This is a genomic window from Streptomyces mashuensis, from assembly GCF_014654785.1.
Classification (GTDB): Bacteria; Actinomycetota; Actinomycetes; order Streptomycetales; family Streptomycetaceae; genus Streptomyces; species Streptomyces mashuensis.
This window is the reverse complement of the sequence record NZ_BNBD01000001.1, coordinates 385,114-409,425: the sequence shown is the minus strand read 5'-3', so window position 1 is coordinate 409,425 and position 24,312 is coordinate 385,114. Positions and strand designations below refer to the sequence as shown.

Here is a 24,312-nt window from a genome sequence, read left to right as displayed (position 1 = left end):
CGTGCGCGAGTGCGCCTTGCCGGGTCCCCGTTGATCAAACAGATGGGCGGGCGGGGGGAGGTGGTTCCTCCCCGCACCCGCCCATTTCCGCATGTCCGTGGGGCTACGAGACCGTCAGCTCGGCGATGCCCGTGCGGGCCGTCGCGCTGTTCTGTCCGTGCACCACCACCCGTACGTAGCGCGCGTTCACCGCGCCGGTGGCTGCGTGCCAGTGCCGGCCGTCGGTGGAGAGCCGGACCTCGTACGAGGCCGGGGCGGGGCCGCTCCATTGGGGGGTGACCGTGGTGACGCGTACGGACCTGCCGAGGTCGGTGGTCAGTTCGCCGTCCCGGCCGTCGGGGACCCAGGCCGTGGCCGGGTTGCCGTCGACGGCGGCGGCCGCGTACAGGCCGGGCTCCTCGGAGGAGGCGGAGGCGGCCGTGCAGCGGGCGGTGTTGGCCGTGGGGGCCAGGTCGGGGCGGCGGGTCTTGAGGACGACGGGCGCGGACCGGCCGAGGACGCGCGTGCCCTGCGGGGTGTCCAGGGTCATGGGCGCGCCGTCGGTGAGCCGCACGGTGGTGTCGTGGGCGCCGATCGCGATGTCGTACGTGCGGCCCTGCCAGTGCAGGCCGCGCAGGGTGACGCCGCGGCCGAGCTGCGGGGGCAGCACCGGGTCGAGGTGGACCCGGTCCTCGCGGATCCGCAGGCCGGTGAGGCCGTTGGTGAAGATCTGCAGGAAGCCGCCCTTGCCCGTGAGAAAGTCGTGGGCGGGCGAGCCGGCCAGCGGGTCCTCGGCACCGGCCTTGGCGCCGCGGGCCTCGGAGAACTGGGCGAACGGGCCGCGGACGAACGGCCTGATGGCGCGCTGGAGGTAGGTGTACGTCGAGCAGCCGGGCTCGTTCGCGCCGGCGGCGTCGACGGCGTGGACGGAGTCCGTCATGGCGGGGCCGTCGGGGTCGGTGCGCCCCGCGTAGTAGTCGAGGGTGCGGGCGGCGGCGCCCTGCGGCATGGGCCATTCCAGGGGGTACATCAGCAGGACGGTGTCGGCCTGCTTGATGGTGCTGCCGCGGTAGCCGTCGTACTGCTCGTAGACGCCGCGGCTCTTGTCGTAGGGGATGCGGATGCGGTCGGCAATGGTCGTCCACTCCCCCGGAGCGCGTTCGCCGAGGAACCGGGCGGCCCGGGTGGCGTTGCGGAGGGCGGTGGCGGCGCCGGCGTTGGTGAAGACGGCGTCGTTCACGCCGTTGCTGTACTCGTCGGGGCCGGCGGTGTCGCGGATCGAGTAGCTGCCGTCGGCGTTGGGGGTGACGCGGCCGGCCCAGAACTCGGCGATGCCCTTGAGGACGGGCCAGCCGCGTTCGCGCAACCAGGCGGTGTCGCCGGTGGCGAGGTAGTACTGCCAGGTGGCGAGGGAGATGTCCGACTGGAGGTGGATCTGGGTGCGGCAGTGGGGCGGGTCGACGCTGTGGCACTCGCGGCCCAGGTCGCCGTCGCTGCCGCTGTTCCACGGGTAGAAGAGGCCCTGGTAGCCGAGCTTGCGGGCGTTCTCGCGCGCGCCGGGGAGGGTGCGGTAGCGGTAGTCGACGACGGTCCGGGCGAGGCCGGGCGCGGTGGCCAGCAGGGCCGGGTACATCCACGTCTCGGCGTCCCAGAAGACCAGGCCCGCGTAGTTGTCGCTGGTCAGGCCGGCGGGGGCGATGCTGTTGGACGCGCCCTCGCGGGTGCTGGACAGCAGCCCGTACTGGGCGGAGCGCACCCAGGTCTGGAGGTCGCGCTGCCCCGGCACCTCGATGGTGGAGCGCCACAGGCGGGCCCAGGCGGCGGCGTGGGCGCGCAGCAGCCCGTCCCAGCCGCGGCGGGCGGCACGCTGGGACGCGGCGGTGGCGTCCTGCCGGGGCGTGTGCGAGGTCAGGGCGGTGTCGACGCCCACGTACTTGGTGAGTTCGTAGGCGTGGCCGGCGCGGACGGGGAAGGTGAGGGACTGGCGCACCGTCAGATCCTTGGTAGGTGACGCTGCTTCGGCCTTGGCCGGCCGTACGCCGTTGCCGGCACGCAGGGTGGAGGCGACGGCTCCGTCGGTGTTCGTGCCGTCGGTGCGGAACGTGACGTCCATGGTCCGGCCGTCCGGGGCGTTCCGGCCGGCTGCCGTGGCGGTGCGATCGGTGCGGTCGGTCCGGTCGCCGCCGCCGGTCTGCCGCATGCGGCGGGCGCCGCGGCCGTCGAGGAGGTCGGTGACGGTGGCCTCGCCGCTCCAGCGCGGGGTCATGCTCAGCCGTACGGCGGCGGTGTGGGCGTCGTCGCGGTCGGCCAGGACCTCGTAGACGAGGTCGGTCCGCCGGCCGTCGGCAGCGGTCCAGGTGAGGGAGGTGCGGACGAGGCCGCAGTGCTGGAAGAGGGTCTGCCGGTAGCCGGATATTCGTCCGGATTGTGTCAAAGAGTCGAAGGTGTCGCCGTGGGCGCCGCCGGTGGCGACGGTGAGGCCGGTCCAGGTGGGGAGGGCGGCGACGGCCTGCCGGCCGGCGGCGGTCCGCGGGTTGTACGCGTAGAGCCCGGAGACGAAGGAGCCGTCGTAGGCGGGGGTGAAGAGCGGCCAGCCGGTCTTGGCGCCGCTGTCGGTGTAGCCGGCGCCGTTGGGCGCCACGCGCTGCCCCAGGTAGCCGTTGCCGACGTAGGCGTGGTGGGTGTCGTCGCCGGTGAGGCGGGTGGAGTCGAGGGTCCAGCCGTCGCCGGTGCGGCAGCCGGCGACGGGCGGGGCGGCGGCGGGCGGGACCGCCGGTGGGGCCGCGGCCGCGGGCGGTGCGGGGGCCACGAGGAGGCCGGCGAGCAGGCAGGAGGTGAGGGAGGCCAGGGAGGTCAGGCGGGCCGGACGCGGTCGCGCCCTGCGGGAGTACGTCATTGTTCTCCGTCGTCTTGATCTCGTCCAAGAGTCCGGCGACCTTAAATTTCATGAACGTACACCGTCAACAGGTGGCCCCGTTTGTACAACTCTTGAAGCTCTTAGACTGAGTGGGCTCACTCGACGGCCGGGCACGACGGAGGACACGGTGGCTGAGAGCACCACGGCCGTGGGCCCGCACGTCGCGGCTCCGGCGATCCCGGCGGGGCGCGGACCGGGCGGCCGGGGGCCCGGCGCCGGCAAAGACCCCGGCCCGGACACCGGCAGCGGGCCGGACCTCGCGTCGGCGACCGCCCTCCAAGTGCTGCGGACCCTCGACAGCGGACCGCGCGGGCTGACCGACGAGGCCGCCGAGGAGCGGCTCGCCCGCTTCGGCGAGAACACGCCGCCGGACTGGCGCCCGCCGTCGTGGCCCCGGCGCGTGCTGCGCGGGCTGCGCGACCCGTTCACCGCCGTGCTGCTCGGCCTCGGCCTCGTCTCGGCGGCCGTCGCGTCCTGGGGCACCGCCGGCGTCATCATCTTCCTCGTCATGGTCAGCTGCGCGCTGTGCTCGCTCGGCGAGCACCGGGCGGACCGGGCGGTGTCACGGCTGCGCGACCTGATCGCCACCACCGCCACCGTGCTGCGCCGCTCCGGCGAGGACGGGCCCCCGGTGCCGCGCGAGGTACCCGTCGACCAGCTCGTGCCGGGCGACGTCGTGCTGCTCGGCCCCGGCGAACCCGTACCCGCCGACGTACGGCTGCTCCGCGCCACCGGGCTGCACGTGCACCAGGCGGCCCTCACCGGCGAGTCGGCGCCCGTGCCCAAGCACCCCGTCGACGCGCCGGGCCCCGCCGACGGCGCCCCGTACCTGCGGCCCCACCTGTGCTTCCAGGGCACCAGCGTCACCGCCGGCAGCGGCACGGCGGTCGTGACGGCCACCGGCGCGCGCACGCACCTCGCGACCGCGCACGCCGGCCGCCACCGGCGCGGGCCCGGGGCGTTCCAGACCTCGGTGCGCGGCGTCTCGCTGATCCTCGTGCGGTTCATGCTGCTGACGCCGCCGCTGGTCCTCATGGCCAACGCGGCGCTGCGCGGCCGGGGCCTGGAGACGCTGCCGTTCGCGATGGCGGTCGCGGTGGCGCTGACGCCGGAGATGCTGCCCGTCGTCGTCACCACGTGCCTGGCCCGCGGCGCGTCCCTGCTGGCGCGGCGGCACGGCGTGATCGTCAAGCGGCTGCCCGCGCTGCACGACCTCGGCGCCATGGAAGTGCTGTGCCTCGACAAGACGGGCACCCTCACCCAGGACCGGCCCGTCGTGGACCGGGCGCTGGACGCCGCAGGCCGGGACGACCCGGAGGTGCTGGGCCTCGCGGCCGTCAACGCGTGGTGGACGCTGCACCTCGCCGACCTGCCACTCCCCGACTCGCTGGACGAGGCGATCCTCGACGCGGCGGACGAGGAGGAGGCACTGCGGTACGAGGGCGTGGCCGCGCTGCCGTTCGACCCGGTGCGCCGGCTGACCACGGCCGTCGTCCTGGCACCCGGCCGGCTCGGCACGCACCTGCTCGTGGTGAAGGGCGCCGTCGAGGCCGTCCTCGACCGCTGCGCGCTGGCGGACGGCGAGCGCGAGCGGCTGCACGCCCTCGCGGACCGGGAGGCCGCGCGCGGCGTACGGCTGCTGGCCATCGCCACCGCCGAGCGCCGGGCCCGGCTGCGCGACTGGACCCCGGCCGACGAGCGGGGGCTGACGTTCCGCGGCTTCGTCACCCTGCGGGACGCGGTGACCGACACGGCGGCGGACGCGCTGCGCGTCCTCGCCGACCGCGGCGTCACGGTGAAGGTGCTCACCGGCGACCACCCCGGCACGGCGGCGCGGGCCTGCCACGACCTGGGCCTGGACGTCGGCGGGATGCTCACCGCCGACCGCGTGGACGCCATGAGCGACGAGGAACTCGCCGTCGCCGTGCGGGACACCACGGTCTTCGCGCGCTGCACCCCCGAGCACAAGGCGCGCATCGTCGCCGCGCTGCGCGCCACGGGCCGCACCACCGGCTTCCTGGGCGACGGCGCCAACGACCTGCCGGCGCTGGGCGCCGCCGACGTGGGCATCTGCCCGCGCGACGCCGTGCACGTGGCGCGGGAGAGCGCGGACGTGGTGCTCGGGGGGCCGGCGGGGCCCGATGGTCCGCATTCTCCCGGCCCGAAGGACCTGACGGGCATCGGCCACGCCCTCTCCGCCGGCCGGCACGCGAGCGGCAACATCGCGGCGTACCTGCGGGTGACGCTCTCGTCCAACGTCGGCAACGTGATCGCGATGCTGGCGGTCGGCGTGCTGCTGCCGTTCCTGCCGATGCTGCCCGCGCAGGTGCTGGTGCAGAACCTGTGCTTCGACGCCGCGCAGCTCGCGTTCGCCTACAGCCCGGCCCGGCGGGCGGCGGAGCGCCGGCCGGCCGTGCTGCGCCCGCGCGACCTGCTGCGCTTCATCACCGGCTTCGGGCTGCTCAACGCGGTGGCGGACCTGGCGACGTTCGGGGTGCTGGTGGGCTCGTTCTGCGGGCCGGGCGGCTGGGACGACGAGCTGGTGTTCCACTCCGGCTGGTTCACGGAGAACCTGCTCACGCAGGCGCTGGTGATGGTGGTGCTGCACACGGGCCGCCGGACGGCCGAGGGCACCGCCGGGGGCGGTGGCCGTGGCGTGGGCCCGGTGGGCTGGGCGGCCGGGGCGCTGGCGGTGGCGGGGCTGCTGCTGCCGCTGTCGCCGCTGGGCGCGGCGCTGGGCATGTCGGCCCTGCCGGTCGTCTACTACCTGGAGCTGGCGGCGGTGCTGTCGCTGTACGCGCTGGCGCTGGTGACGGTGCGGAAGCGGTACGAGCGGCGGATGGCGGCGCGGGAGGCGTAGGCCCCGGTTGCTCCAGGGTGTCTCAGGCCGTGGCGCTGCGCAGGCGGCGGGGCGGGGCGGACGGCTCGCCGGCGCCGCCGACGACCTGCTCGACCATGGCGCCGACGGCCGGGTCGCTGGCGAAGTACACCGTGTGGCGGCCGGCGCGGCGGGCGTCCACGAGCCCGGCGAGGCGCAGCTTGCCCAGGTGCTGGCTGACGGCGGGCAGGGCGTGGCCGACACGTTCGGCGAGGCTGGTGACGTTGTGCTCGCCCTGGGCGAGGAGCCACAGGATGTGCAGGCGGACGGGCGAGGCGAGCAGGCCGAAGACGGCGGCGGCCTCCTGGAGGACCTCGGGCGCGGGATCGCCCGGCCCGGCGCTCGTCGACGTCACCCGTACCTCCTCTTCCTCCTGCGGCCTGGTGCGTACGGCCCCTAGCCTACGCACCGGAGCGGGGGTGCCGGTGGCACACCCCCGGCGGGCGGGGGAAGGACCGGCCGGATCAGCCGTACTTCGTCCGCGGATCCCCGTCGGTTGTACAGTTGCGCAATACGGCAAGAGTTGGCGGGAGAGGAGAGCGAGCATGCTTCTCAGGAACGGTCTGGAACCGTGGCACCTTCTGATCGTGGTGGTCGTGGGCATGCTGCTGTTCGGCTCGAAGAAGCTGCCGGACACGGCCCGCGCCCTCGGCAAGTCCCTGCGCATCCTCAAGAGCGAGGCGAAGGCCATGAAGAACGAACCCTGAGGGGGCGACCACGGACGTTCGTTTCATCATTTGCGCAACCCGGGAACCATACGGCTCCGCCCCGCGTTGTGGCGGGCGGGCACACCACCACGATCATTGGAGGACGCATGGCAGTCACCCTGGCCAAGGGCGGCAACGTCTCGCTGAGCAAGGAGGTCCCGGGGCTGACCGCCGTCACGGTCGGGCTCGGCTGGGACGTGCGCACGACGACCGGCGCGGACTACGACCTGGACGCCTCGGCCCTGCTGTGCGACACGGCCGGGAAGGTCGTCTCGGACCAGCACTTCGTCTTCTTCAACAACCTGCGCAGCCCCGAGGGCTCCGTGGTGCACTCCGGCGACAACCTCACCGGCGGCGGGGACGGCGACGACGAGCAGATCCAGGTCAACCTGGCCACGGTCCCGGCCGAGGTCGCCAAGGTCGTCTTCCCGGTCTCCATCTACGAGGCCGAGCAGCGCGGCCAGAGCTTCGGCCAGGTCCGGAACGCGTTCATCCGGGTCGTCAACCAGGCCGACGGCCGGGAGATCGCCCGCTACGACCTGACCGAGGACGCCTCCACCGAGACGGCCATGGTCTTCGGCGAGCTGTACCGGCACGGCGCGGAGTGGAAGTTCCGCGCCATCGGGCAGGGCTACGCGTCCGGCCTGCGCGGCATCGCCCAGGACTTCGGCGTACGGGTCTGACGGCCATGGGCATCGTCAGCTGGATCGTGCTGGGGCTGCTGGCCGGCGCCATCGCCAAGGTGCTGCTGCCCGGCCGGGACCCCGGCGGCCTCATCGGCACCACCGTCATCGGCATCGCCGGCGCGTTCGTCGGCGGCTGGCTCTCGGCGCACTTCCTGCACCGGCCGGTCACCAAGCACTTCTTCGACGGCGCGACGTGGGCGGCCGCGATCGGCGGCTCACTCGTGCTGCTGATCCTCTACCGCCTCCTCTTCGGCAACTCGCGCGACTGAGCGCGCGGCCTCCCGGGGCGCCCGCTACCGTCGGAGCCGGGGACCGGCGCCGACCGGCGCCGGCGACCCGCCGAGGAGCCGCCATGCCCGACCCCGCCGGTGAGCAGCCCACGGCCGCACGGCTGCGGCGGTGGCGGGAGCTCCTGCGCGGCGAGCGCGAGGCGGCGGCGCTGTACGAGCGGCTGGCCCGCGCCGAGACCGGCGAACGCCGCGAGGTGCTGCGGGAGCTGGCCGCGGTGGAGCGCCGGCACGCGGCGCACTGGGAGGACAAGCTGCGGGCCGCCGGCGCCGAGGTGCCGCCGCCCGGCCGGGTGCCGTGGCGCACCCGGCTGCTCGGTCTGGTCGCCGACCGCTGGTCGACGGCGGCCGTGCTGCCGCTGGTGGAACGGGCGGAGAAGGCCGACGCCGGTACGTACGACGCCGAGCCGGACGCCGCACCCGGCATGGCCGGGGAGGAACGCGGGCACGCCCGCACCCTGTCCCGCCTCGCCGAGGGCCGGCCGGACCCGCGGGCGGGCATCGCCCGGCGCGAGACGTGGCACCGCGGCGACCGCTCGGGTGCGCTGCGGGCGGCGGTGTTCGGGGTCAGCGACGGGCTGGTCTCCAACACCGCCCTGGTCATGGGCTTCGCCGGCTCCGGCTCCTCCCGCACCGCCCTCGTCCTGGCCGGGGTGGCGGGGCTGCTGGCGGGCGCGTTCTCCATGGCGGCCGGCGAGTACGTCTCGATGTCCGGCCAGCGGGAGATGTACGAGCGGGAGATCGGCCTGGAGAGCCGGGAGCTGGAGGAGGACCCCGAGTCCGAGCGCGACGAACTGGTGCTCCTCTACCGCGCCAAGGGGCTCAGCCGGCAGGAGGCCCGGCGGGTCGCGGACACCATCATGAACGACCGGGACGTGGCGCTGGACACCCTCGCCCGCGAGGAGCTGGGCCTCGACCCGGACGCCCTCGGCTCGCCGTGGTCGGCGGCGGCCTCCAGCCTGCTCACGTTCGCGCTGGGCGCGCTGGTCGTCATCCTCCCCTACCTCGTGACGTCGGGAACGCCGGCGTTCGTGGCGGCGGTCTGCCTGTTCCTGGTCTCGCTGTGCGCGGTGGGCGCCGGCATCGGCCTGCTCAACGGCCGCTCGCCGTGGCGCTCCGCGGGCCGGCAGCTGCTGGTGGGGGCGCTGGCGGCGGCGGTCACGTTCGGCGCGGGACGGCTGCTCGGTACGTCGGTGTCGTGACGCCCGCGCGGTGCCGTGGCCGGAAGGGCACGGCCGGAAACGCACTGGTGACAGGGGCTGCGGGCGGAGAGGCTGTGCACCGCCATCGCACTCGTCCCCACCTGTCCCCTCCCGGAGGAACCGATGAGACAGCGTGCCCGCGTCCTCGCCCTGGCTTTCGCGGCGGCTGCCGCCACCGCCGTCGCCGCGGCCCCCGCCCAGGCCGCCCCGGGCGACACGCTCAACGTGTGCGCCTCGACCCTGACGCCCACCGGCTGGGTCGACACCCAGTGGTGGACCACCGGCACCTGCCCGGGTAGCAGCCCGAACTCCAAGCAGATCAAGCAACTGACGGGCCTTCCGGTCGGCACCCAGGTCAACGCCTGCGCCTCGACCTACCCGCCCGCCGGCTGGACCATCAGACAGACGTACTGGTCGGGCAGCTGCCAGTACTCGCCGGTCCCGAGCCTGTCCCCGAACGCCTGGCTGCTCGTCCGTACGTCGTGAGGGACCGTCAGCCGCCGAAGCGCCGGACGTAACGCTTCTGCCAGGGCGTCTCCACGGCCCGCGGATGGTAGTGGCGGCGCACCCAGGCGACCGCCTCGCCGGGCGGGACGCCGTCCAGCACGGCGAGGCAGGCCAGCGCCGTACCCGTACGGCCGCGGCCGCCGCCGCACGCCACCTCGACGCGGCCCGTCGCGGCCCGGGCCCACGCCTCGCCGAGCACGGCCCGCGCCCGGGCCGGGTCGGCCGGCAGCCGGAAGTCCGGCCAGCGCAGCCAGTCCGCCTCCCACGGCGTACCGGGCGGGCGGCGGCCCAGCAGGTGGACGGCGTACGTGGGCGGCGGGCCCGGCGGCAGCGGGCGGCGCAGGGCACGGCCGCGCACCAGACGGCCGGAAGGCAGGCGCACGACGCCCGGCGCGGTGACGGGCCATGGTTCGGGGACGGACATCCCCCCATCCTGGGGAGGCGTCTTCGGCCGATCAACCCCCTTGCCGCGCACGGGCCGCGGCCGCCAGGATCGGGCTGCGGACCGAGGCGTCCGCTCGTCCGAGGGGGGAATGCAGTGACGTTCAGAGGCAGACACGTGCGGAACGCAGCAGTCCTGGGGTGCGTCGCGGCGCTGGCGGCGGTCGTGGGGCCCGGCGCGCGGGCCGCGGAGCCGGCGGCCGGAGGCACCCAGCTGCGCTTCGAGAAGAACCACGCGGACCAGACCGACTCGCGTCTCCTGTTGGTCGACCGGCGCACCGGGCAGGTCCTGAAGAGCTACCGGGCCGGCTCCGGCACGACCCAGGACGCCTGTGCGAGCAGCCGCGGCTGGCTGCCCGACGGCACGTACCGGGTGCGGTTCCACGCCACGGACTACAACGCCCACAACCCGCGCGGCAGGATCTTCGGCTACGTCCTCCGAATCGACGACAAGCGCTGCCGCCCCGACGGCACGGGCACCAAGCGCACCGAGCTGTTCGTGCACAGCGAGATGAAGCCGGACGGCACCCAGGGCACCACCGAGCCCCAGCGCTGGGACGGCCCGTCCGACTACCGCTCCGAGGGCTGCGTCAAACTCCGCCCCCAGGACATCAAGGACCTCTTCACCACCGCGTCCCGCACGGGCTGGCCCACCACCCTGGACGTCGTGGGCTGAGCGCCGGCGGTCACTCCTCTTCCAGGGGTTCCACCGGTGGTTCCTCCGGGATGACGTGCATCGCGGCCTCCTCGGCGGAGGCCCCGGCGCCGTCGATGCCGACGTCGCGGGCGGCGACCGAGTTGCGGCGGTGCGGCATCCAGTCGTCGGAGGCGACCAGGCGGCCCGCGCGGGCGTCGCCCGTCTCCTCGTCCACGGGTTCGCCGTTGCCGCCGGGCAGGTCGCCGATGCCGTCGCCGTCCGGGGCGGTCACGTCGGGGACCTCCTCGGCGAGGCGCTGGTCGAGGGTCTCGCCGTCGTGCTGCTCGCGGGCCGTGGTGCCGGTGTGGTCGACCGCCAGCGGGCGCTCCGGCGGCGACCAGCCCCGGTCCAGCACCTCGTCGAGAGCGTCCTCGCCCAGCGCGTTCTCCAGGTCGAGCTCCGGGTTGTCCTGCGCGTCGGGGCCGCCGACCGGCTGGTAGACCTCGTCGCCCATCGCGTCATCGGACATCCTGTGCCTTCCTTCCTCACGTGCCGCCGGGCATCCTGCCCAGGGAAACATGAAACCTCACCGAGTGGGGCAAAGCAGGCAAGAGCGCCGGTTCGCGTCGCGGCGGGCGGGCCGGCGGGCCGCCCTCACCGGCCGGTGAAGAAGTTCCGTACCCGCCGGCCCCGTGCGCGCCGGCCGCCGTTGCCGTCGTCGTCATCGTCGTCGTCCGGGCCGTGCAGCGCCGTCCAGCTGACCGCCGAGACGCCGGGTTCCAGGGAGAGCCGGCTGACCGCCTCCTCCAGGAGGCCGGCGTCGCGTCGCTCGGTCGTCAGCTCCGCGGACACCACCACCTTCCCGGCCGCCTCGGCGTCCCGGCTGTGCACCGAGCGCAGCAGGAAACCGGGGCGCGCCACGGACTGCACGACGAGTGTCCTTACGTGTGCCTCCTCCGCCTCGGCGCACACCACCTCGAAGTGGTAGTCGGTGCTGACCTCGGCCCCGCCCCGCGGTTCCCGGTCCAGGCTGCGGGCCAGCGGGCGCAGCAGCGTGTTGGCGCCGACCACGCCGGCGGTGCCCAGGCCCGCCAGCACGTACAGGCCCGTACCGGCGAGCGCGCCCACGGCGGCCGAACACCACAGGGTGGCGGCCGTGTTCAGGCCGCGCACGCTCAGCCCGTCGCGCATGATGACGCCCGCGCCGAGGAAGCCGATGCCGGAGACGATCTGGGCGGCGACGCGGGAGCCGTCGTAGCCGGTGGTGCTGGTCGCGGAGGAGAAGCCGTACGTCGAGAGCAGTACGAAGAGGGCGGACCCGGCGGCGACCAGGGCGTTGGTGCGCAGCCCGGCCATGCGGGCGCGCCATTGGCGTTCCAGTCCGATGACCGCGCCGAAGCCGAGTCCCGCTCCGATGTTGGTCGCCAGGTGCCACTCGTTGATCTCGACGAGCTGGGCCATGTGCGTGCTCCGCCCTCCTCCTCGTCCCGCTGGTCTCGCTGGTCTCGCTCTCGCTCGTACGAACGGACTGCGAACCAGCTTGCCACACGAGTCCCGGGAAACCGGGAGGGGCGGGTGCCGGCTCGCGGCACCCGCCCCTCCCCGACCGTCAGGCCGTCAGGCCGGCGGCTGGACCAGGGTGGTCCAGGTGCCGAGCGTGTCGCCGCGGGTGCCGTCGTACAGCGAGGTCTCGCCGTTCGACCAGCGCACCAGCAGGTCGTCGGCCGTGCTGCCGCCGTCGCCGGAGGCGAAGCGGCCGGCCGTCATCACGGCGGGGGCCCAGAGGGTGTTCGGGGCCTGCAGCCGGGTGCCGCGCATGCTCGTGCCGGAGAGGGTGTAGCTGCCGAGCGAGCCGTCGGTCCAGCGGACGGCCAGGGCCGAGTGGTCGCTGCCGGCCGGCTGCATGCTCGTGACGGCGACGGCGTTCTTCCAGAAGGAGCCGGCCTCGGCGAGCCGCCGCTCGCTGCCCATGCCCGTGGGGTTCACGCCGGGGAACGTGGTGAGGCTGCCGTCCACCCAGCGGACGACGATGTCGCGCGCCGCGTCCGCGGAGTCGTAGCGGCCGGCGGTGATCTGGGTGGCGTACTTCCACGACGAGCCGCCGGCGGCGAGCGTGTACTCGGTGCCGGTGCCCGTGGGGCGGACGTCCTCGTAGTAGCTGAGCTTGCCGTTGTCCCAGCGGACCAGGAGGTCGGGCAGCGAGGAGCCGCTGAAGTCGCCGGCGGTCACGGCCCGCGCCAGCTTCCAGAAGCTGTTCGCGGGCGCGAACTGGCGCTCGGTGCCGAAGCCGCCGTCGCCGTCGCCGGGGTAGAAGGAGACCTCGCCGTCGCTCCAGACCGTGAGCAGGTCGTCGCGGCCGTCGCCGTCGTAGTCGCCGGCCACGAGGTGGTTGGCGTGGGTCCAGGTGGAGGCGGCGCCGGCCAGCCGGGCCCGGTCGGACGGCGGCTGGTACGGGGTGGGCCGCTGGGGCGTGCGGCCGGCCACGGCGTCGTCGTAGAGGGCGCGGGCCTGGCCGTCGTAGACCGGGGAGTAGCTGATCCAGTCGTCGTTGTTGGTGTTGCCGCCGCCGTAGAAGCCGCCGATGGTGCCGATGACGTCGCCGGTGCGGGTGCGGGCGTCGTAGTTGGTGATCCAGGGGCCGCCGGAGACGCCGCCGTAGTAGCCGCCGCAGGTCATGGCCATCTGGCGGAAGCCGGTGAGCCGGTACGTCGGCACGGTGCACGACAGGGCGCGCTGCCCGGGGTTGTTGCTGGCCGGGTAGCCGACGACGGTGACGGTGCTGGACCAGCGCGGGGTGGGCGTGAGGCGCAGGGCGCCGGTGACGTCCTCGGCGTTCTCGCCGCGGGCGTTGGGGGACAGGCGGGCGAAGCCGAAGTCCAGGTCGGAGTCGGGGCCCTTGCTGTTCCTGGTGTAGCGCGGGTCGGTGAAGACCTGGTCGACGGGGAACACGCCGTACGGCTGGCCGGCGGCGTCCCTGCCCTTGACGTACTGCGGTACGAAAATGCGCTGCCCGCCGCCGGCCAGGGACTTGGCGCAGTGCCCGGCGGTCAGCACCAGGTCGTGCCCGGGGCTCTGCACGACGCTGGCGGTGCAGTACGTGGCGCCGGTGGGCCCGGCGCTGCTGAAGAAGGTGCCGACCATCGGCAGTCCGTCGCCGTACGAGCCCTGCGGCGTGCCGGCGGGCGCGGCGGTCCGCACCCCGGACGCCCGCAGCGCGGACCGCGGCGCCTGGGCGGGCGCGGCGGTGTGGGCGGCCTCGACGGGCTTGGCCGCGGCCATCCGCTCGGCGGTCCAGTACTGCGCGGCGGCCTGCGCGGCCGCACCCCGGGGCCCGGGGTCGGCGGCGGCGACCCCGGCCGTGCCGGTGCCGCCGCAGGCGGCCACGGCCAGCGTGACGGCAACGGCGCGCAGCCAGGAGGATCTTCGGGTGGGGGAAGGTGTCAAGACGACTCTCGTTCGTGTGCTGCTGACTGAGGAAACAACAGATGGCTGAATCGCGTCGCATCGTGGCACACCCCACCGACACCCCGGGTGGCGGCCCCTGCGCTCAGCCGCGCCCGCCTCCGCCCGCGGCCCCCGCCATCTTGCGGACCCGGCTCAGCGCCGCCTTCACGAGCGCGACCCGCCCGACCCGCAGGGTGAACACGTCACGCCCGCCCAGCGGCTTCGCGTACCAGGGCATACCGAGCCGCTGCCAGCGAGCGGGCTTCAACGAGGGCTGCACCGGTATGGGGACCGACCATTCCTTGCCGGTCACGGCGAGACGGAGGTCCCATTCCCATTCACCGGCTGTCGTACAGGGCACGAGGGCCGTGAAGGATCCGCCGGCAAGCGGGGCCTCGACCGTGAGCGCCTGTTCCGCGCCACCGGCCTCCTTGCCGCGCAGCATCAGTGCGCCGGCCGGCCGGCTCTTGAGCGTGCAACGGCCCTTCACAACGAGGGTGCCGGGCCGGTCGGGCGACCACGACACACCAGTGATCTTCAGGCGGGGCGGCACGCGGTGCTGGGTCTCTCCCACGTCGAGGGTGAGGTTGCCGTAGGGCTTGGTGGTGTAGAGGGCGACGGCCTTCCCCTCGTCCGTGACGAGGGCCGTCGTGGCCGTGGTCACCGCCTCGGCCCGCTTGCTGCCGAGGCGTACCCGCTTCTCGATGCCCTGAGCACCGACGGCGAGGGAGATGTCCCAGAGGCCGGGCGTCAATGAGGCGAAGCCGACCGTCACTTCGTATCCGGCCATGTCGTAGACGTAGGGCCCGCCGTCCGTGGCCGGCTTCAGGGCCGGGGTGGGCGTGTGCCGGACCTCCAGCCGCCGCTCCAGGTCCGTTCCGCGCTTGCGGAGGACCAGCTCGGTGGTCACGTCGCGCGTGGATATTCGGTCGATGCAGGCGTGGCCGGCGAGGCGCAGGCCACCGGCGCCGAGCTCGGCCGAGTCGACATGGTGGTGCACCGGGAGTTCGGCCGTGATGTCGTAGCAGTCGTCAGGGATGTCGAGTGTCGAGTCACGGAAGTAGGGGAAGAGCGCGTAGGCGCGACCGCCCTCGACGCGGACGTCCGGGCCGGTGGCGGCCTTGGCGGCAAGGGTCGTGATGCCGTAGCTGGCGGCGCCCCGGTCGAGCTCCCAGCGCACCAGCGTGAGGAGTTCGTCGAGGAGCTTGTGGCGGATCAGGTGGCACCGAAGGCGCACCACCGCGGGCAGTCGTGCGGCCAGGCCCTCCGACCAGTGCGTCGTGACCAGATCGGCCAGCTCGTGCAGCAGCGTCTCCTGCACGTCGCGCTGCGGCTCCCTGCTCAGCTGGAGGACGGCGTCGCGCAGCTCGACGGCGAAGTGCCGGTGCATGAGCACATCACGGTCAGGCCCGGCGGGCACGCGCTCGGCGATGAGCCCGGCCATCGTACGGAAGAGGTCCGTCCGCATCCGCGCACCGTGTTCCTGCGCCGTGATGTTGGTGCCGTCGTCACGCGCGACCCAGTAGAGGCAGTCGTAGTCGGCGACGACGGAGATCGCAGCCGCCTCCAGGTAGGCGGTGGCGACGAAGGGCTGGTCCTCACCGATCGACAGCGTGGTGTCGAAACGGAGCCGCAGCCGGTCGATCAGCTCCCGGCGGAACAGCTTCATGGGGTTGAGGGTCCAGTAGACCCTGGAGGAGAACACATCCGTCCGCGGCTGGTTGCGCCGGAACATCGACTGGGGCGCCCGGCGGCCCCCCTCCCCCACGATCCGCCCGAGAACGACGTCCGACCCGTTCTCGTCGGCCGCCTTGATCATGCGCTCGAGCGCCTCGGGGCCGATGTGGTCGTCGGCGTCCAGGAAGTAGACATAACGTCCGCCGGCCTGGTCGAGCCCGACGTTGCGGGGCCCCGCCGGCCCACCGGAGTTGGGCTGGTGGATCACCCGCATCGCCGGAGCCCGCTCCGCCAGACGGTCGAGCTCCTCCGCGGTCCCGTCCGTGGAACCGTCGTCGACCACGATCAGCTCGATCCGGTCCGCCCCCAGGGTCTGGTTCAGGACGGAGGTGACACTGCGGGTCACGAGTGGCATGGCGTTGTACGCGGCGATGATGACGGTGACATCAGGCCCAGACATTGACGAAGCACTCCGATCCCGCAGCTCATACGACCCTTCAGCCTATCGGAGCCGTCGAACCGTCGTTCGCCCGAGACGGTGGGGTGAGACGGAACGGCAAGCCGCGAGGTGGGGGTGCGTCGCGGTGGATGGGGCTGTTCAGAGTGCTGAGGGGGCGGCCCGTGGCCTTGTGGCGGGTGGCGGTGATTTCGGCTGCTATGGAGAGGGCTGTTTCCTCCGGGGTGCGGGCGCCCAGGTCGAGGCCGATGGGGGAATGCAGGCGGGACAGTTCGCGGTCGGTGAGGCCCGCGGTGCGGAGGCGGGTGAGGCGGTCGTGGTGGGTGCGGCGGGAGCCCATGGCGCCTACGTAGGCGACCGGTAGGCGCAGGGCCCGTTCCAGCAGCGGGACGTCGAACTTCGGGTCGTGGGTGAGGACGCAGAGGACGGTCCTGCCGTCCAGTCCGGCGGCCTGTGCGTCGAGGTAGCGGTGCGGCCAGTCGACGACGACCTCGTGCGCGTCGGGGAAGCGGGCGGGCGTGGCGAACACCGGGCGGGCGTCGCAGACGGTGACGTGGTGGCCGAGGAAGCGGCCGACGTGGGCGAGGGCCGCCGCGAAGTCCACCGCTCCGAAGATGATCATGCGGGGTGGGGGGGTGCTGCACTCCACCAGCAGTCCCTCCCCCGCTTCCACCAGCGCCGTCCGGCCCACCGTCAGGAGGGCCGCCGCCTCGGCGGCCGCCGTGCGGTCGAGCGCCGCCGGGCCGCCGAGGGTGCCGGTCGTGCTGCCGTCGGGCCGGACGAGCAGGGCACCGCCGTCCCGGACCGGCAGGGCACCGCCGTCGCCCTCGCCCGGTACCGCGCGGACCAGCGCCACCGGCTCGCCCCGCGCCGCGGCCGCGAGGGCCTCCGCCAGCACCGGGCGGCACCGCGCGTCCGCCCGTACCGGCACCACCAGGACGTCGATGCCCCCGCCGCAGGTCAGGCCGACCGCGAAGGGGTCCTCGTCGGAGGAGGCGTAGCGTTCCCGCAGGGGTTCGCCTGTTTCCAGGGCCTGCCGGCACAGGTCGTAGACCGCCGCCTCCACGCAGCCCCCCGACACCGAGCCGACCGCGGTGCCGGTGGCGTCCACGGCCAGGGCCGCGCCGGGGCCGCGCGGCGCGCTCCCCGTCACGGCCACGACCGTCGCGACCGCGAAGTCGCGGCCTTCCGCGCACCAGCCGAGCAGCTCCCCGGCGATGTCCAGCATGGTCGTCCACCTCCTCAGCCCACGCCCAGCCAGCCCTCGATCGGGTGCAGCGCGAAATAGCCGGCGAAGACCGCCGTCAGCACCCACATGAACGCGCCCGGTTCCCGCCACCGCCCCTGGGCCGCGCGGATCGCGCAGTACGCGATGACGCCGGCGCCCACGCCCGCCGTGATGGAGTACGTGAACGGCATCAGCACCACCGTGAGGAACGCGGGTACGGCGACGGCCCGGTCGCCCCAGTCGACGTGCCGGGCGTGGCTGGTCATCATGGCGCCGATGACCACCAGCGCGGCGGCCGCGATCTCGGCGGGCACGACGCGGGTGAGGGGGCTGAGGAAGAGGCAGGCGGCGAAGAGCAGCCCCGTCACCACGGAGGACAGCCCGGTGCGGGCGCCCTCCCCCACCCCGGTGGCGGACTCGACGAAGACGGTCTGGCCCGAGGCGCCGGTCACGCCGCCGATGGCGCCGCCGGCGCCGTCGACGAGCAGGGCGCGGCTCAGGCCGGGCATCCGGCCGTGCTCGTCGGTGAGCCCGGCCTCGGTGCCGACGCCGATGACCGTGGCCATGGCGTCGAAGAAGCCGGCCAGGACGAGGGTGAAGACGGTCATGCCGACGGTGACCGCCCCCACCGTGCCCCAGCCGCCGAACCCGACCTGTCCCAGCAGCGAGAAGTCCGGCATCGACACGGCGGCGCCGCCCAGCCCCGGCCGCCCGTTCTGCCAGCTGCGCGGGGAGGTGCCCACGGTGGCGTCGACCGCGACGGCCAGCAGGGTGCCGGCGACGATGCCGATGAGGATGGCGCCGGGCACGTTCCGCGCCTGGAGCATGAAGATCAGCAGCAGGGTGACGCAGAAGAGCAGCACCGGCCAGCCGGCCAGTTCGCCCGCCGGGCCCAGGGTGAGCGGGCCGCCGCCCCGTGAGGCGTGCACGAAACCGGCCTTGACCAGGCCGATGAGGGCGATGAACATGCCGATGCCGATGGTGATGGCGTGCTTGAGGGCGAGCGGGATGGCGTTCATGACGCGCTCGCGCAGCCCGGTGAGCACCAGCAGCACGATGACGGCCCCGTAGACGACGCACAGGCCCATCGCCTGCGGCCATGTCATCCGGGGCACCACCTGCGTGGAGAGGACCCCGGACACGCCGAGCCCGGCGGCGAGGGCCAGCGGGACGCGGCCGACGAGGCCCATGAGGAGGGTGCTCGCGCAGGCGGCCAGGGCGGTGGCGGTGATGACGCCGGTGCGGGCGAGGGTGTGGCCGCGGGCGTCGGCGCCGGACAGGATCAGCGGGTTGAGCAGCAGGATGTAGCTCATCGCCATGAACGTGGTGATGCCGCCGCGTACTTCGCGGGCGTAGGTGGAGCCGCGGGCCGTGAGGTGGAAGTAGCGGTCGGGCCAGGACCGGCCGGCGGACGGCTGTGTGCCGCCGTCCGGCGCCCGGTGCCGTACGGGTGCCTGGGTCATGGGTGGTTGCTCCAACGGAGCCAGGGGATCCGGCGTTCCAGGGGATCCGGCGGTGGGGGGGACGGCCGGTCTCAGGTCCCCGTCAGGTGTTCGGGCCGGACGGGGACGCGGTGCAGGGCCAGGCCGGAGGCCCGGCGGATCGCGGCCACGATGGCGGGCGTGGAGGAGAGGGTGGGGGCCTCTCCGGCGCCGCGCAGCCCGTAGGGGGCGTGTTCGTCGGCGAGTTCGAGCACGTCGACGGGGATGGCCGGGGTGTCGAGGACGGTGGGGATGAGGTAGTCGGTGAAGGAGGGGTTGCGGACGCGGGCGGTGGCCGGGTCGACGACGATCTCCTCCATGACGGCGAGGCCCAGGCCCTGGGCGGTGCCGCCCTGGATCTGGCCGGTGACGGCGAGCGGGTTGAGGGCCTTGCCGACGTCCTGGGCGCAGGCCAGCTCGACCACCTTGACCAGCCCCAGCGCGGTGTCGACCTCGACGACCGCGCGGTGGGCGGCGAAGGAGTACTGGACGTGCCCGAAGCCCTGCCCGGTGCGCAGGTCGAACGGTTCGGTGGGGCGGTGCCGCCACTCGACCTCGGCCTCCACCGGTTCGTCGTCCTCCAGGAGGTCGGCCAGGAGGGCCAGGACCTCGCCGCCGTCGGTGACCACCTTGCCGTCCTCCAGGCGGAGTCCGGCGGTGGCCCACGCGGGGTGGGCGGCGCCGAACCGGGCCCGGCCGCGGGCCAGCGCCTTCTCCCGCACGGCCTCGCAGGCGGCCTTGACGGCGCCCCCGGTGACGTACGTCTGCCGGGAGGCCGAGGTGGAGCCGGCCGAGCCGACGCGGGTGTCGGCCGGGTGCAGGACGACGCGTTCCACGCCGAGCTCGGTGCGGGCGATCTGGGTGTGGACGGTGATGCCGCCCTGGCCCACCTCGGCCATCGCGGTGTGCACGGTGACGACGGGCTCCCCGCCGGCGGCCGTCAGCCGCACCCGGGCGGTGGAGTAGTCGTCGAACCCCTCGGAGAAGCCGACGTTCTTGATGCCGACCGCGTAGCCGACGCCCCGCACGACGTCCTCGCCGTGCGTGGTGTTGGACAGCCCGCCGGGCAGGGCGCGCAGGTCGCAGGCACCGCCGGCGGTCTCCCACTGCCGCTCGGGCGGCATGGGCAACGCCTTGACGCGGCGCAGCAGTTCGGCCACGGGTGCGGGGGCGTCCACGACCTGCCCGGTGGGCATGACGGACCCCTGGGACATGGCGTTGCGGCGGCGCAGTTCGACGGGGTCGGTGCCGAGGGCGTCGGCGAGCTTGTCCATCTGTGCCTCGTAGGCGAAGCACGCCTGGACGGCGCCGAAGCCGCGCATGGCGCCGCAGGGCGGGTTGTTGGTGTAGAGGGCGAGCGCCTCGACGTCGACGTTGTCCACCTCGTACGGGCCGACGGCCAGGGAGGCGGCGTTGCCGACGACGGCCGGGGAGGAGGAGGCGTAGGCGCCGCCGTCGAGGACGATGCGGGCGGTGACGAAGAGCAGGTCGCCGTCGCGGGTGGCGCCGTGCTCGTAGTGGAGGCGGGCGGGGTGGCGGTGGACGTGGCCGAAGAAGGACTCGAAGCGGTTGTAGACCATCTTCACGGGGCGGCCGGTGCGCAGCGCCAGCAGGCAGGCGTGGGCCTGCATGGACAGGTCCTCGCGGCCGCCGAAGGCGCCGCCGACGCCGGAGAGGGTCATGCGGATCTTGTCCTCGGGGAGGCCGAGGACGGGGGCGATCTGGCGCAGGTCGGCGTGGAGCCACTGGGTGGCGACGTAGAGGTCGACGCCGCCGTCGGCGGCGGGGACGGCGAGGCCCGACTCGGGGCCGAGGAACGCCTGGTCCTGCATGCCGACCTCGTAGTCGCCGGTGACGACGACGTCGGCGCGGGCGCGGGCGGCGGTGACGTCGCCGCGGACGACGGGCTGGCGGTGGACGACGTTGGGGTGCGGGACGTGCGCGGCGTGGGCGTCCGTGCGGCCGGGGTGGAGGACGGGGGCGCCGGGGGCGGTGGCGGTGGCCTCGTCGGTGACGAGGGGCAGTTCCTCGTACGCGACGCGGATGCGGGCGGCGGCGCGGCGAGCGGTCTCGGGGTGGTCGGCGGCGACGAGGGCGACGGGTTCGCCGTGGCAGCGGACGACGCCGTCGGCGAGGACGGGCGTGTCCTCGATCTCCAGGCCGTAGTGGGTGGCGGCGGGCAGGTCGGCGTACGTCATGACGGCGTGCACGCCGGGCGTGGCGAGGGCCTCCGTGGTGTCGAGGGCGCGGATGCGGGCGTGGGCGTGCGGGCTGCGCAGGGTGTGGCCCCAGAGCATGTCCTCGTGCCAGAGGTCGGAGGCGTAGGCGAACTCGCCGGTGACCTTGAGGGTGCCGTCGGGGCGTGGCGCGGACTCGCCGACGCCGCCGCGGGTGCGGCCCCCGGTGCGGAGGCGGTGGTCGTTCGTCATGGCCGGTCCTCCCCCGGTCCGGTGCGGGCCGCGGCGAGGCGGACGGCGTCGAGGATCTTCTCGTAGCCGGTGCAGCGGCAGAGGTTGCCCGCGAGGGCCTCGCGGATGTCGGCGTCGGAGGGGTCGGGGTCGCGGCGCAGCAGGTCGTCGGCGGCGACGATCAGGCCGGGGGTGCAGAAGCCGCACTGCACGGCGCCGGCGTCGGCGAACGCCTGCTGGACGGGGGTGAGGGCGCCCTCGGGCAGTCCGGCGCGGCCGGCCAGGCCCTCGACGGTGACGACGTCGCGGCCCTCGGCCTGTCCGGCGGCCACCAGGCAGGCGCAGACGGGGACGCCGTCGAGGCGGACGGTGCAGGAGCCGCATTCGCCCTGTTCGCAGGCGTTCTTGGAGCCGGGCAGGCCGAGTCGTTCGCGCAGCAGGTACAGCAGGCTCTCGCCCTCCCAGACGTCGTCGGCGTGCAGGGCGCGGCCGTTGACGGTGAGGTTCACGCGCACAGCGCCTCCCTCCCCTCGCCGGCCCGGTAGGCGTCCCAGGCCCAGCCGAGGGTGCGGCGGGCGAGGACGGCGACGGCGTGCCGGCGGTAGGCGGCGGTGCCGCGCACGTCGTCGATGGGCCGGCAGGCGCCGGCGGCGAGCTGCCCGAACTCGCGGACGACGGAGGGCGGCAGGGGCCGGGCGGTCTCCCAGAGGCCGTCCTGGGCGAGCGCGGCGGTCAGGAAGTCCTCGGCGGTGCGGGCGCGGACGGGGGTGGGTGCGGCCGAGCCGACGCCGGTGCGGACGGTGCGGTCGTGGGGGTGGAGGGCGAGGGCGAAGGAGCAGACGGCGATGACCATGGCGTTGCGGGTGCCGACCTTGGCGAACTGCTGGGGGCCGGTGGCGCGGCGGATGCGGACGGCGCGGATGAGCTCGTCGGGGGCGAGGGCGTTGCGTTTGACGCCGGTGTAGAACTCCTCGACAGGGATGAGCCGGGTGCCGCGCACGGAGGCCGCCTCGACGTCGGCGCCCGCGGCCAGCAGCGCCGGGTGGCTGTCGCCGGCGGGCGAGGCGGCGCCGAGGTTGCCGCCGACGCTGCCGCGGTTGCGGATCTGGGGGGAGCCGACGGTGCGGGCGGCCAGGGCCAGGCCGGGCAGGGGCGCGGCGAGGCGGTCGATGACGTGGGCGTACGGGACGGCGGCGCCGAGCCGTACGTGGTCGCCGTCGGTCTCCCAGGTGTGCAGCTCGGCGACGCGGCCGAGGTCGAGGAGGTGCTCGGGCCGCCGGTGGTCGAAGTTGATCTCGACCATGACGTCGGTGCCGCCGGCGAGGGGGACGGCCGCGGGGTGGCGGGCCTTGGCGGCCAGGGCCTCGGGCCAGCCGGCGGGTCGCAGGAAGTCCATGGGAGTCCCCTCTCGGGGCTCGGTGGGGGCTGTTCCCGCCAGTACAGCGAGGCCGGGGCCGGGCCGGTGAGTCACCGAAACCATGAAGCGGTTGGCTGGCCACGGCAGTCGTCTTGTAGATTCGAACGAAAGACGGGATGCGGAAACCCTGCTGCATTCCCACGGCATCCCACTGGCAACACGAGAAAGATCGGCGGCGACCACGATGCGGCTGCGCGCACTGCTGGAGACCGAGGCGCTGGGCCTTCGGCTGCTGGGCGGAGAGGACGAGCTCGACCGCACCGTGCGCGGCGTCATGACCACCGACCTGCGCGACCCCAGCCGCTATCTGTCCGGCGGCGAGCTGGTGCTCACGGGCCTGGCGTGGCGGCGCGAGCCGGAGGACTCGGAGCGGTTCGTGCGCATCCTGACGTCCGCCGGGGTGGCGGGGCTGGCGGCGGGCGAGGCGGAGATCGCCTCGACGCCGGACGACCTGATCGAGGCGTGCGCGCGGCACCGGCTGCCGCTGTTCTCGGTGGACGAGACGGTGTCCTTCGCCTCCATCACCGAGCACGTGGTGCGGCAGGTGTCCAGCGAGCGCGCCGGTGACCTGGCCGCGGTCGTCGACCGGCACCGCCGGCTGATGACGGGCGGGCCGGCCGGTGGTGGCCCGGAGGTCGTCCTCGACCTGCTCGGTTCCGACCTGGACCTGCGGGCCTGGGTGCTCTCCCCCACCGGCCGCCGCATCGCCGGCTCGTCGCTGGCGGGGGCCGGCCCGGACCTGCCGGCCGGTGTCGCCGCCGCCCTGGCCGGCGAGCACCTGGCCGCCGCCCGCGGCGGGCGGCGCGGCCCGCACCGCGTGACGGCGGGCGGGACGACGTACTCCCTGTTCCCGGTGCACGGCAGCAGCCGTGCGGCGGCCGGGCGGGACGTGCGCGAGACGGTGCTGTCGGACTGGCTGCTGGCCGTGGAGGCCGACGCCGGGGACTGGCCGGAGGAGCGGCTGGACCTGCTGCACGGGGTCACCCAGCTCATCGCCGTGGAGCGGGACCGCCGGGACGCGGCGCGCACGGTGCGGCGCCGGCTCGCGCAGGAGGTGCTGGAGCTGGTGCAGGCCGGTGCCGCGCCCGCCGAGATCGCCGCCCGGCTGCGGGTGGCCGCCCCGGTGCTGCTGCCGGGCCTGGGCACCGCGCCGCACTGGCAGGTGGTCGTCGCCCGCGTCGAGTGGGAGGACGGCGACATCCCCGGCGGCCCGGTCGCCCAGGCGCTGCTGGAGGAGGTGCTGGTCGACCCGGACGCGGCCGGCGCCGAGCCGTCCGACCGCATCGCCGTCGCCCATACGGGTGATGAGGCGGTGGCGCTGGTGCCGCTGCCGGCCGTGGCGGCCGGGGGTGCGGAGGACGCCGCGGCGGCGGTGGGCGCGGCGGCCGGTGCGGCCGGCCTGGACGCCGACGGCCTGCTCGCGACGGTCCGCGAACCGCTGGGCCGGGGCCTGGCCGACGACGGCCGTCTCACGTTCGGCGTCAGCGCGGCCGTGCACTCGGCCGAGGGGCTGCGCGGTGCGCTGGAGGAGGCCCGGCACGCCCGGCGCGTGGCGGCCGCCCGGCCCGGCCGGGTCTGCGCCGCCGGGCACCAGGAGCTCGCCTCGCACGTCCTGCTGCTGCCGTTCGTGCCCGACGACGTCCGGCGCGCCTTCACCGCGCGCCTGCTGGACCCGCTGCGGGACTACGACCGCCGGCACCGCGCCGAGCTCATCCCGACGCTGGAGGCGTTCCTCGACTGCGACGGCTCCTGGACGCGCTGCGCCACGCGGCTCCATCTGCACGTCAACACCCTGCGCTACCGGGTCGGCCGGATCGAGCAGCTGACCGGCCGCGACCTGTCCCGGCTGGAGGACAAGCTCGACTTCTTCCTCGCCCTGCGCATGAGCTGACACTCCGTCAACTCTCTTCGCGAGGGGATCATCCGGGCGCGACTCGTTGTAGCCTTCCGCCTACCGCA

The 24,312-nt window shown here is 74.6% G+C and carries 20 protein-coding genes; 8 read left to right on the top strand and 12 right to left on the bottom strand.

Annotated features, from left to right (window positions below):
- Window positions 1-103: 103 nt before the first annotated feature.
- Window positions 104-2,875 carry a discoidin domain-containing protein gene (locus tag IE305_RS01535; protein WP_190127511.1) on the bottom strand — a complete coding sequence of 924 codons (2,772 nt, stop codon included), beginning with the start codon at window positions 2,873-2,875 and terminating at the stop codon, window positions 104-106.
- 148 nt (window positions 2,876-3,023) lie between these two features.
- Between IE305_RS01535 and mgtA the strand changes: the two genes are divergently transcribed.
- On the top strand, window positions 3,024-5,756 hold the full coding sequence (gene mgtA, locus IE305_RS01530) for a magnesium-translocating P-type ATPase (protein ID WP_190127510.1): 2,733 nt from the start codon (window positions 3,024-3,026) through the stop codon (window positions 5,754-5,756).
- Between the two features lie 22 nt (window positions 5,757-5,778).
- Here the strand turns inward: mgtA and IE305_RS32730 are convergent, their stop codons facing one another.
- The gene (locus IE305_RS32730) at window positions 5,779-6,129 is read right to left on the bottom strand and encodes an ArsR/SmtB family transcription factor (protein WP_229890410.1); all 351 of its coding nucleotides are present in this window, start codon (window positions 6,127-6,129) and stop codon (window positions 5,779-5,781) included.
- A gap of 190 nt (window positions 6,130-6,319) precedes the next feature.
- On the opposite strand from IE305_RS32730, the gene tatA reads away from it, so the two are divergent.
- From tatA to IE305_RS01500, 5 genes are all read left to right on the top strand, one after another.
- A complete protein-coding gene (tatA, locus tag IE305_RS01520; RefSeq protein WP_190127508.1) occupies window positions 6,320-6,481 on the top strand; it encodes a Sec-independent protein translocase subunit TatA in 162 nt (53 codons plus the stop codon).
- Window positions 6,482-6,588: 107 nt separating this feature from the next.
- The gene (locus IE305_RS01515) at window positions 6,589-7,164 is read left to right on the top strand and encodes a TerD family protein (protein ID WP_190127507.1); all 576 of its coding nucleotides are present in this window, start codon (window positions 6,589-6,591) and stop codon (window positions 7,162-7,164) included.
- A 5-nt stretch (window positions 7,165-7,169) separates the two neighbouring features.
- The gene (locus IE305_RS01510; protein WP_190127506.1) at window positions 7,170-7,436 is read left to right on the top strand and encodes a GlsB/YeaQ/YmgE family stress response membrane protein; all 267 of its coding nucleotides are present in this window, start codon (window positions 7,170-7,172) and stop codon (window positions 7,434-7,436) included.
- 83 nt (window positions 7,437-7,519) lie between these two features.
- Window positions 7,520-8,656 (top strand): VIT1/CCC1 transporter family protein, encoded by a 1,137-nt coding sequence (locus IE305_RS01505; protein WP_190127505.1) that lies wholly within the window; start codon window positions 7,520-7,522, stop codon window positions 8,654-8,656.
- A 123-nt stretch (window positions 8,657-8,779) separates the two neighbouring features.
- The gene (locus tag IE305_RS01500; RefSeq protein ID WP_190127504.1) at window positions 8,780-9,142 is read left to right on the top strand and encodes a hypothetical protein; all 363 of its coding nucleotides are present in this window, start codon (window positions 8,780-8,782) and stop codon (window positions 9,140-9,142) included.
- A gap of 7 nt (window positions 9,143-9,149) precedes the next feature.
- On the opposite strand, the gene IE305_RS01495 is transcribed toward IE305_RS01500, so the two are convergent.
- The gene (locus IE305_RS01495; RefSeq protein ID WP_190127503.1) at window positions 9,150-9,587 is read right to left on the bottom strand and encodes a protein-tyrosine phosphatase family protein; all 438 of its coding nucleotides are present in this window, start codon (window positions 9,585-9,587) and stop codon (window positions 9,150-9,152) included.
- Window positions 9,588-9,722: 135 nt separating this feature from the next.
- On the opposite strand from IE305_RS01495, the gene IE305_RS01490 reads away from it, so the two are divergent.
- A complete protein-coding gene (locus tag IE305_RS01490; protein WP_190127502.1) occupies window positions 9,723-10,280 on the top strand; it encodes a L,D-transpeptidase in 558 nt (185 codons plus the stop codon).
- 10 nt (window positions 10,281-10,290) lie between these two features.
- On the opposite strand, the gene IE305_RS01485 is transcribed toward IE305_RS01490, so the two are convergent.
- The 9 genes from IE305_RS01485 to IE305_RS01445 form a co-directional block, all read right to left on the bottom strand.
- Window positions 10,291-10,770, bottom strand: coding sequence for a DUF5709 domain-containing protein (locus IE305_RS01485; protein ID WP_190127501.1), 480 nt, complete (start codon window positions 10,768-10,770; stop codon window positions 10,291-10,293).
- Between the two features lie 125 nt (window positions 10,771-10,895).
- On the bottom strand, window positions 10,896-11,702 hold the full coding sequence (locus IE305_RS01480) for an MgtC/SapB family protein (RefSeq protein WP_190127500.1): 807 nt from the start codon (window positions 11,700-11,702) through the stop codon (window positions 10,896-10,898).
- Between the two features lie 156 nt (window positions 11,703-11,858).
- Window positions 11,859-13,625, bottom strand: a complete 1,767-nt coding sequence (locus IE305_RS01475) for a trypsin-like serine peptidase (protein WP_190127499.1) — start codon at window positions 13,623-13,625, stop codon at window positions 11,859-11,861.
- Window positions 13,626-13,788: 163 nt separating this feature from the next.
- Entirely contained in the window at window positions 13,789-15,822 is a 2,034-nt protein-coding gene (locus IE305_RS01470) for a glycosyltransferase family 2 protein (protein WP_190127498.1), read from the bottom strand.
- A gap of 37 nt (window positions 15,823-15,859) precedes the next feature.
- On the bottom strand, window positions 15,860-17,047 hold the full coding sequence (locus IE305_RS01465; RefSeq protein ID WP_190127497.1) for an XdhC family protein: 1,188 nt from the start codon (window positions 17,045-17,047) through the stop codon (window positions 15,860-15,862).
- Window positions 17,048-17,061: 14 nt separating this feature from the next.
- Window positions 17,062-18,510 carry an NCS2 family permease gene (locus IE305_RS01460; protein WP_190127496.1) on the bottom strand — a complete coding sequence of 483 codons (1,449 nt, stop codon included), beginning with the start codon at window positions 18,508-18,510 and terminating at the stop codon, window positions 17,062-17,064.
- Window positions 18,511-18,581: 71 nt separating this feature from the next.
- Window positions 18,582-20,957 (bottom strand): xanthine dehydrogenase subunit D, encoded by a 2,376-nt coding sequence (gene pucD, locus IE305_RS01455; RefSeq protein ID WP_190127495.1) that lies wholly within the window; start codon window positions 20,955-20,957, stop codon window positions 18,582-18,584.
- Window positions 20,954-21,451 carry a (2Fe-2S)-binding protein gene (locus IE305_RS01450; RefSeq protein ID WP_190127494.1) on the bottom strand — a complete coding sequence of 166 codons (498 nt, stop codon included), beginning with the start codon at window positions 21,449-21,451 and terminating at the stop codon, window positions 20,954-20,956. The genes pucD and IE305_RS01450 overlap by 4 nt, the downstream gene beginning before the upstream one ends.
- A complete protein-coding gene (locus tag IE305_RS01445; RefSeq protein WP_190127493.1) occupies window positions 21,442-22,332 on the bottom strand; it encodes an FAD binding domain-containing protein in 891 nt (296 codons plus the stop codon). The genes IE305_RS01450 and IE305_RS01445 overlap by 10 nt, the downstream gene beginning before the upstream one ends.
- Before the next feature lie 205 nt (window positions 22,333-22,537).
- Here IE305_RS01445 and IE305_RS01440 point away from each other — a divergent pair, with 205 nt between their 5' ends.
- Window positions 22,538-24,244: a PucR family transcriptional regulator ligand-binding domain-containing protein gene (locus IE305_RS01440; RefSeq protein ID WP_190127492.1), complete on the top strand. Its 1,707-nt coding sequence runs from the start codon at window positions 22,538-22,540 to the stop codon at window positions 24,242-24,244.
- Window positions 24,245-24,312: the final 68 nt, after the last annotated feature.

Bases quoted from the DNA above. Each gene is read 5' to 3' on its own strand.
- IE305_RS01470 (WP_190127498.1), bottom strand. From the start codon at position 15,822: ATGTCTGGGCCTGATGTCACCGTCATCATCGCCGCGTACAACGCCATG.
- IE305_RS01500 (WP_190127504.1), top strand. From the start codon at position 8,780: ATGAGACAGCGTGCCCGCGTCCTCGCCCTGGCTTTCGCGGCGGCTGCC.
- IE305_RS01535 (WP_190127511.1), bottom strand. From the start codon at position 2,875: ATGACGTACTCCCGCAGGGCGCGACCGCGTCCGGCCCGCCTGACCTCC.
- tatA (WP_190127508.1), top strand. From the start codon at position 6,320: ATGCTTCTCAGGAACGGTCTGGAACCGTGGCACCTTCTGATCGTGGTG.
- IE305_RS01515 (WP_190127507.1), top strand. From the start codon at position 6,589: ATGGCAGTCACCCTGGCCAAGGGCGGCAACGTCTCGCTGAGCAAGGAG.
- IE305_RS01465 (WP_190127497.1), bottom strand. From the start codon at position 17,047: ATGCTGGACATCGCCGGGGAGCTGCTCGGCTGGTGCGCGGAAGGCCGC.
- IE305_RS01460 (WP_190127496.1), bottom strand. From the start codon at position 18,510: ATGACCCAGGCACCCGTACGGCACCGGGCGCCGGACGGCGGCACACAG.
- IE305_RS01495 (WP_190127503.1), bottom strand. From the start codon at position 9,587: ATGTCCGTCCCCGAACCATGGCCCGTCACCGCGCCGGGCGTCGTGCGC.
- IE305_RS01510 (WP_190127506.1), top strand. From the start codon at position 7,170: ATGGGCATCGTCAGCTGGATCGTGCTGGGGCTGCTGGCCGGCGCCATC.
- IE305_RS01505 (WP_190127505.1), top strand. From the start codon at position 7,520: ATGCCCGACCCCGCCGGTGAGCAGCCCACGGCCGCACGGCTGCGGCGG.
- pucD (WP_190127495.1), bottom strand. From the start codon at position 20,957: ATGACGAACGACCACCGCCTCCGCACCGGGGGCCGCACCCGCGGCGGC.
- IE305_RS01480 (WP_190127500.1), bottom strand. From the start codon at position 11,702: ATGGCCCAGCTCGTCGAGATCAACGAGTGGCACCTGGCGACCAACATC.
- IE305_RS01440 (WP_190127492.1), top strand. From the start codon at position 22,538: ATGCGGCTGCGCGCACTGCTGGAGACCGAGGCGCTGGGCCTTCGGCTG.
- IE305_RS01445 (WP_190127493.1), bottom strand. From the start codon at position 22,332: ATGGACTTCCTGCGACCCGCCGGCTGGCCCGAGGCCCTGGCCGCCAAG.
- IE305_RS01485 (WP_190127501.1), bottom strand. From the start codon at position 10,770: ATGTCCGATGACGCGATGGGCGACGAGGTCTACCAGCCGGTCGGCGGC.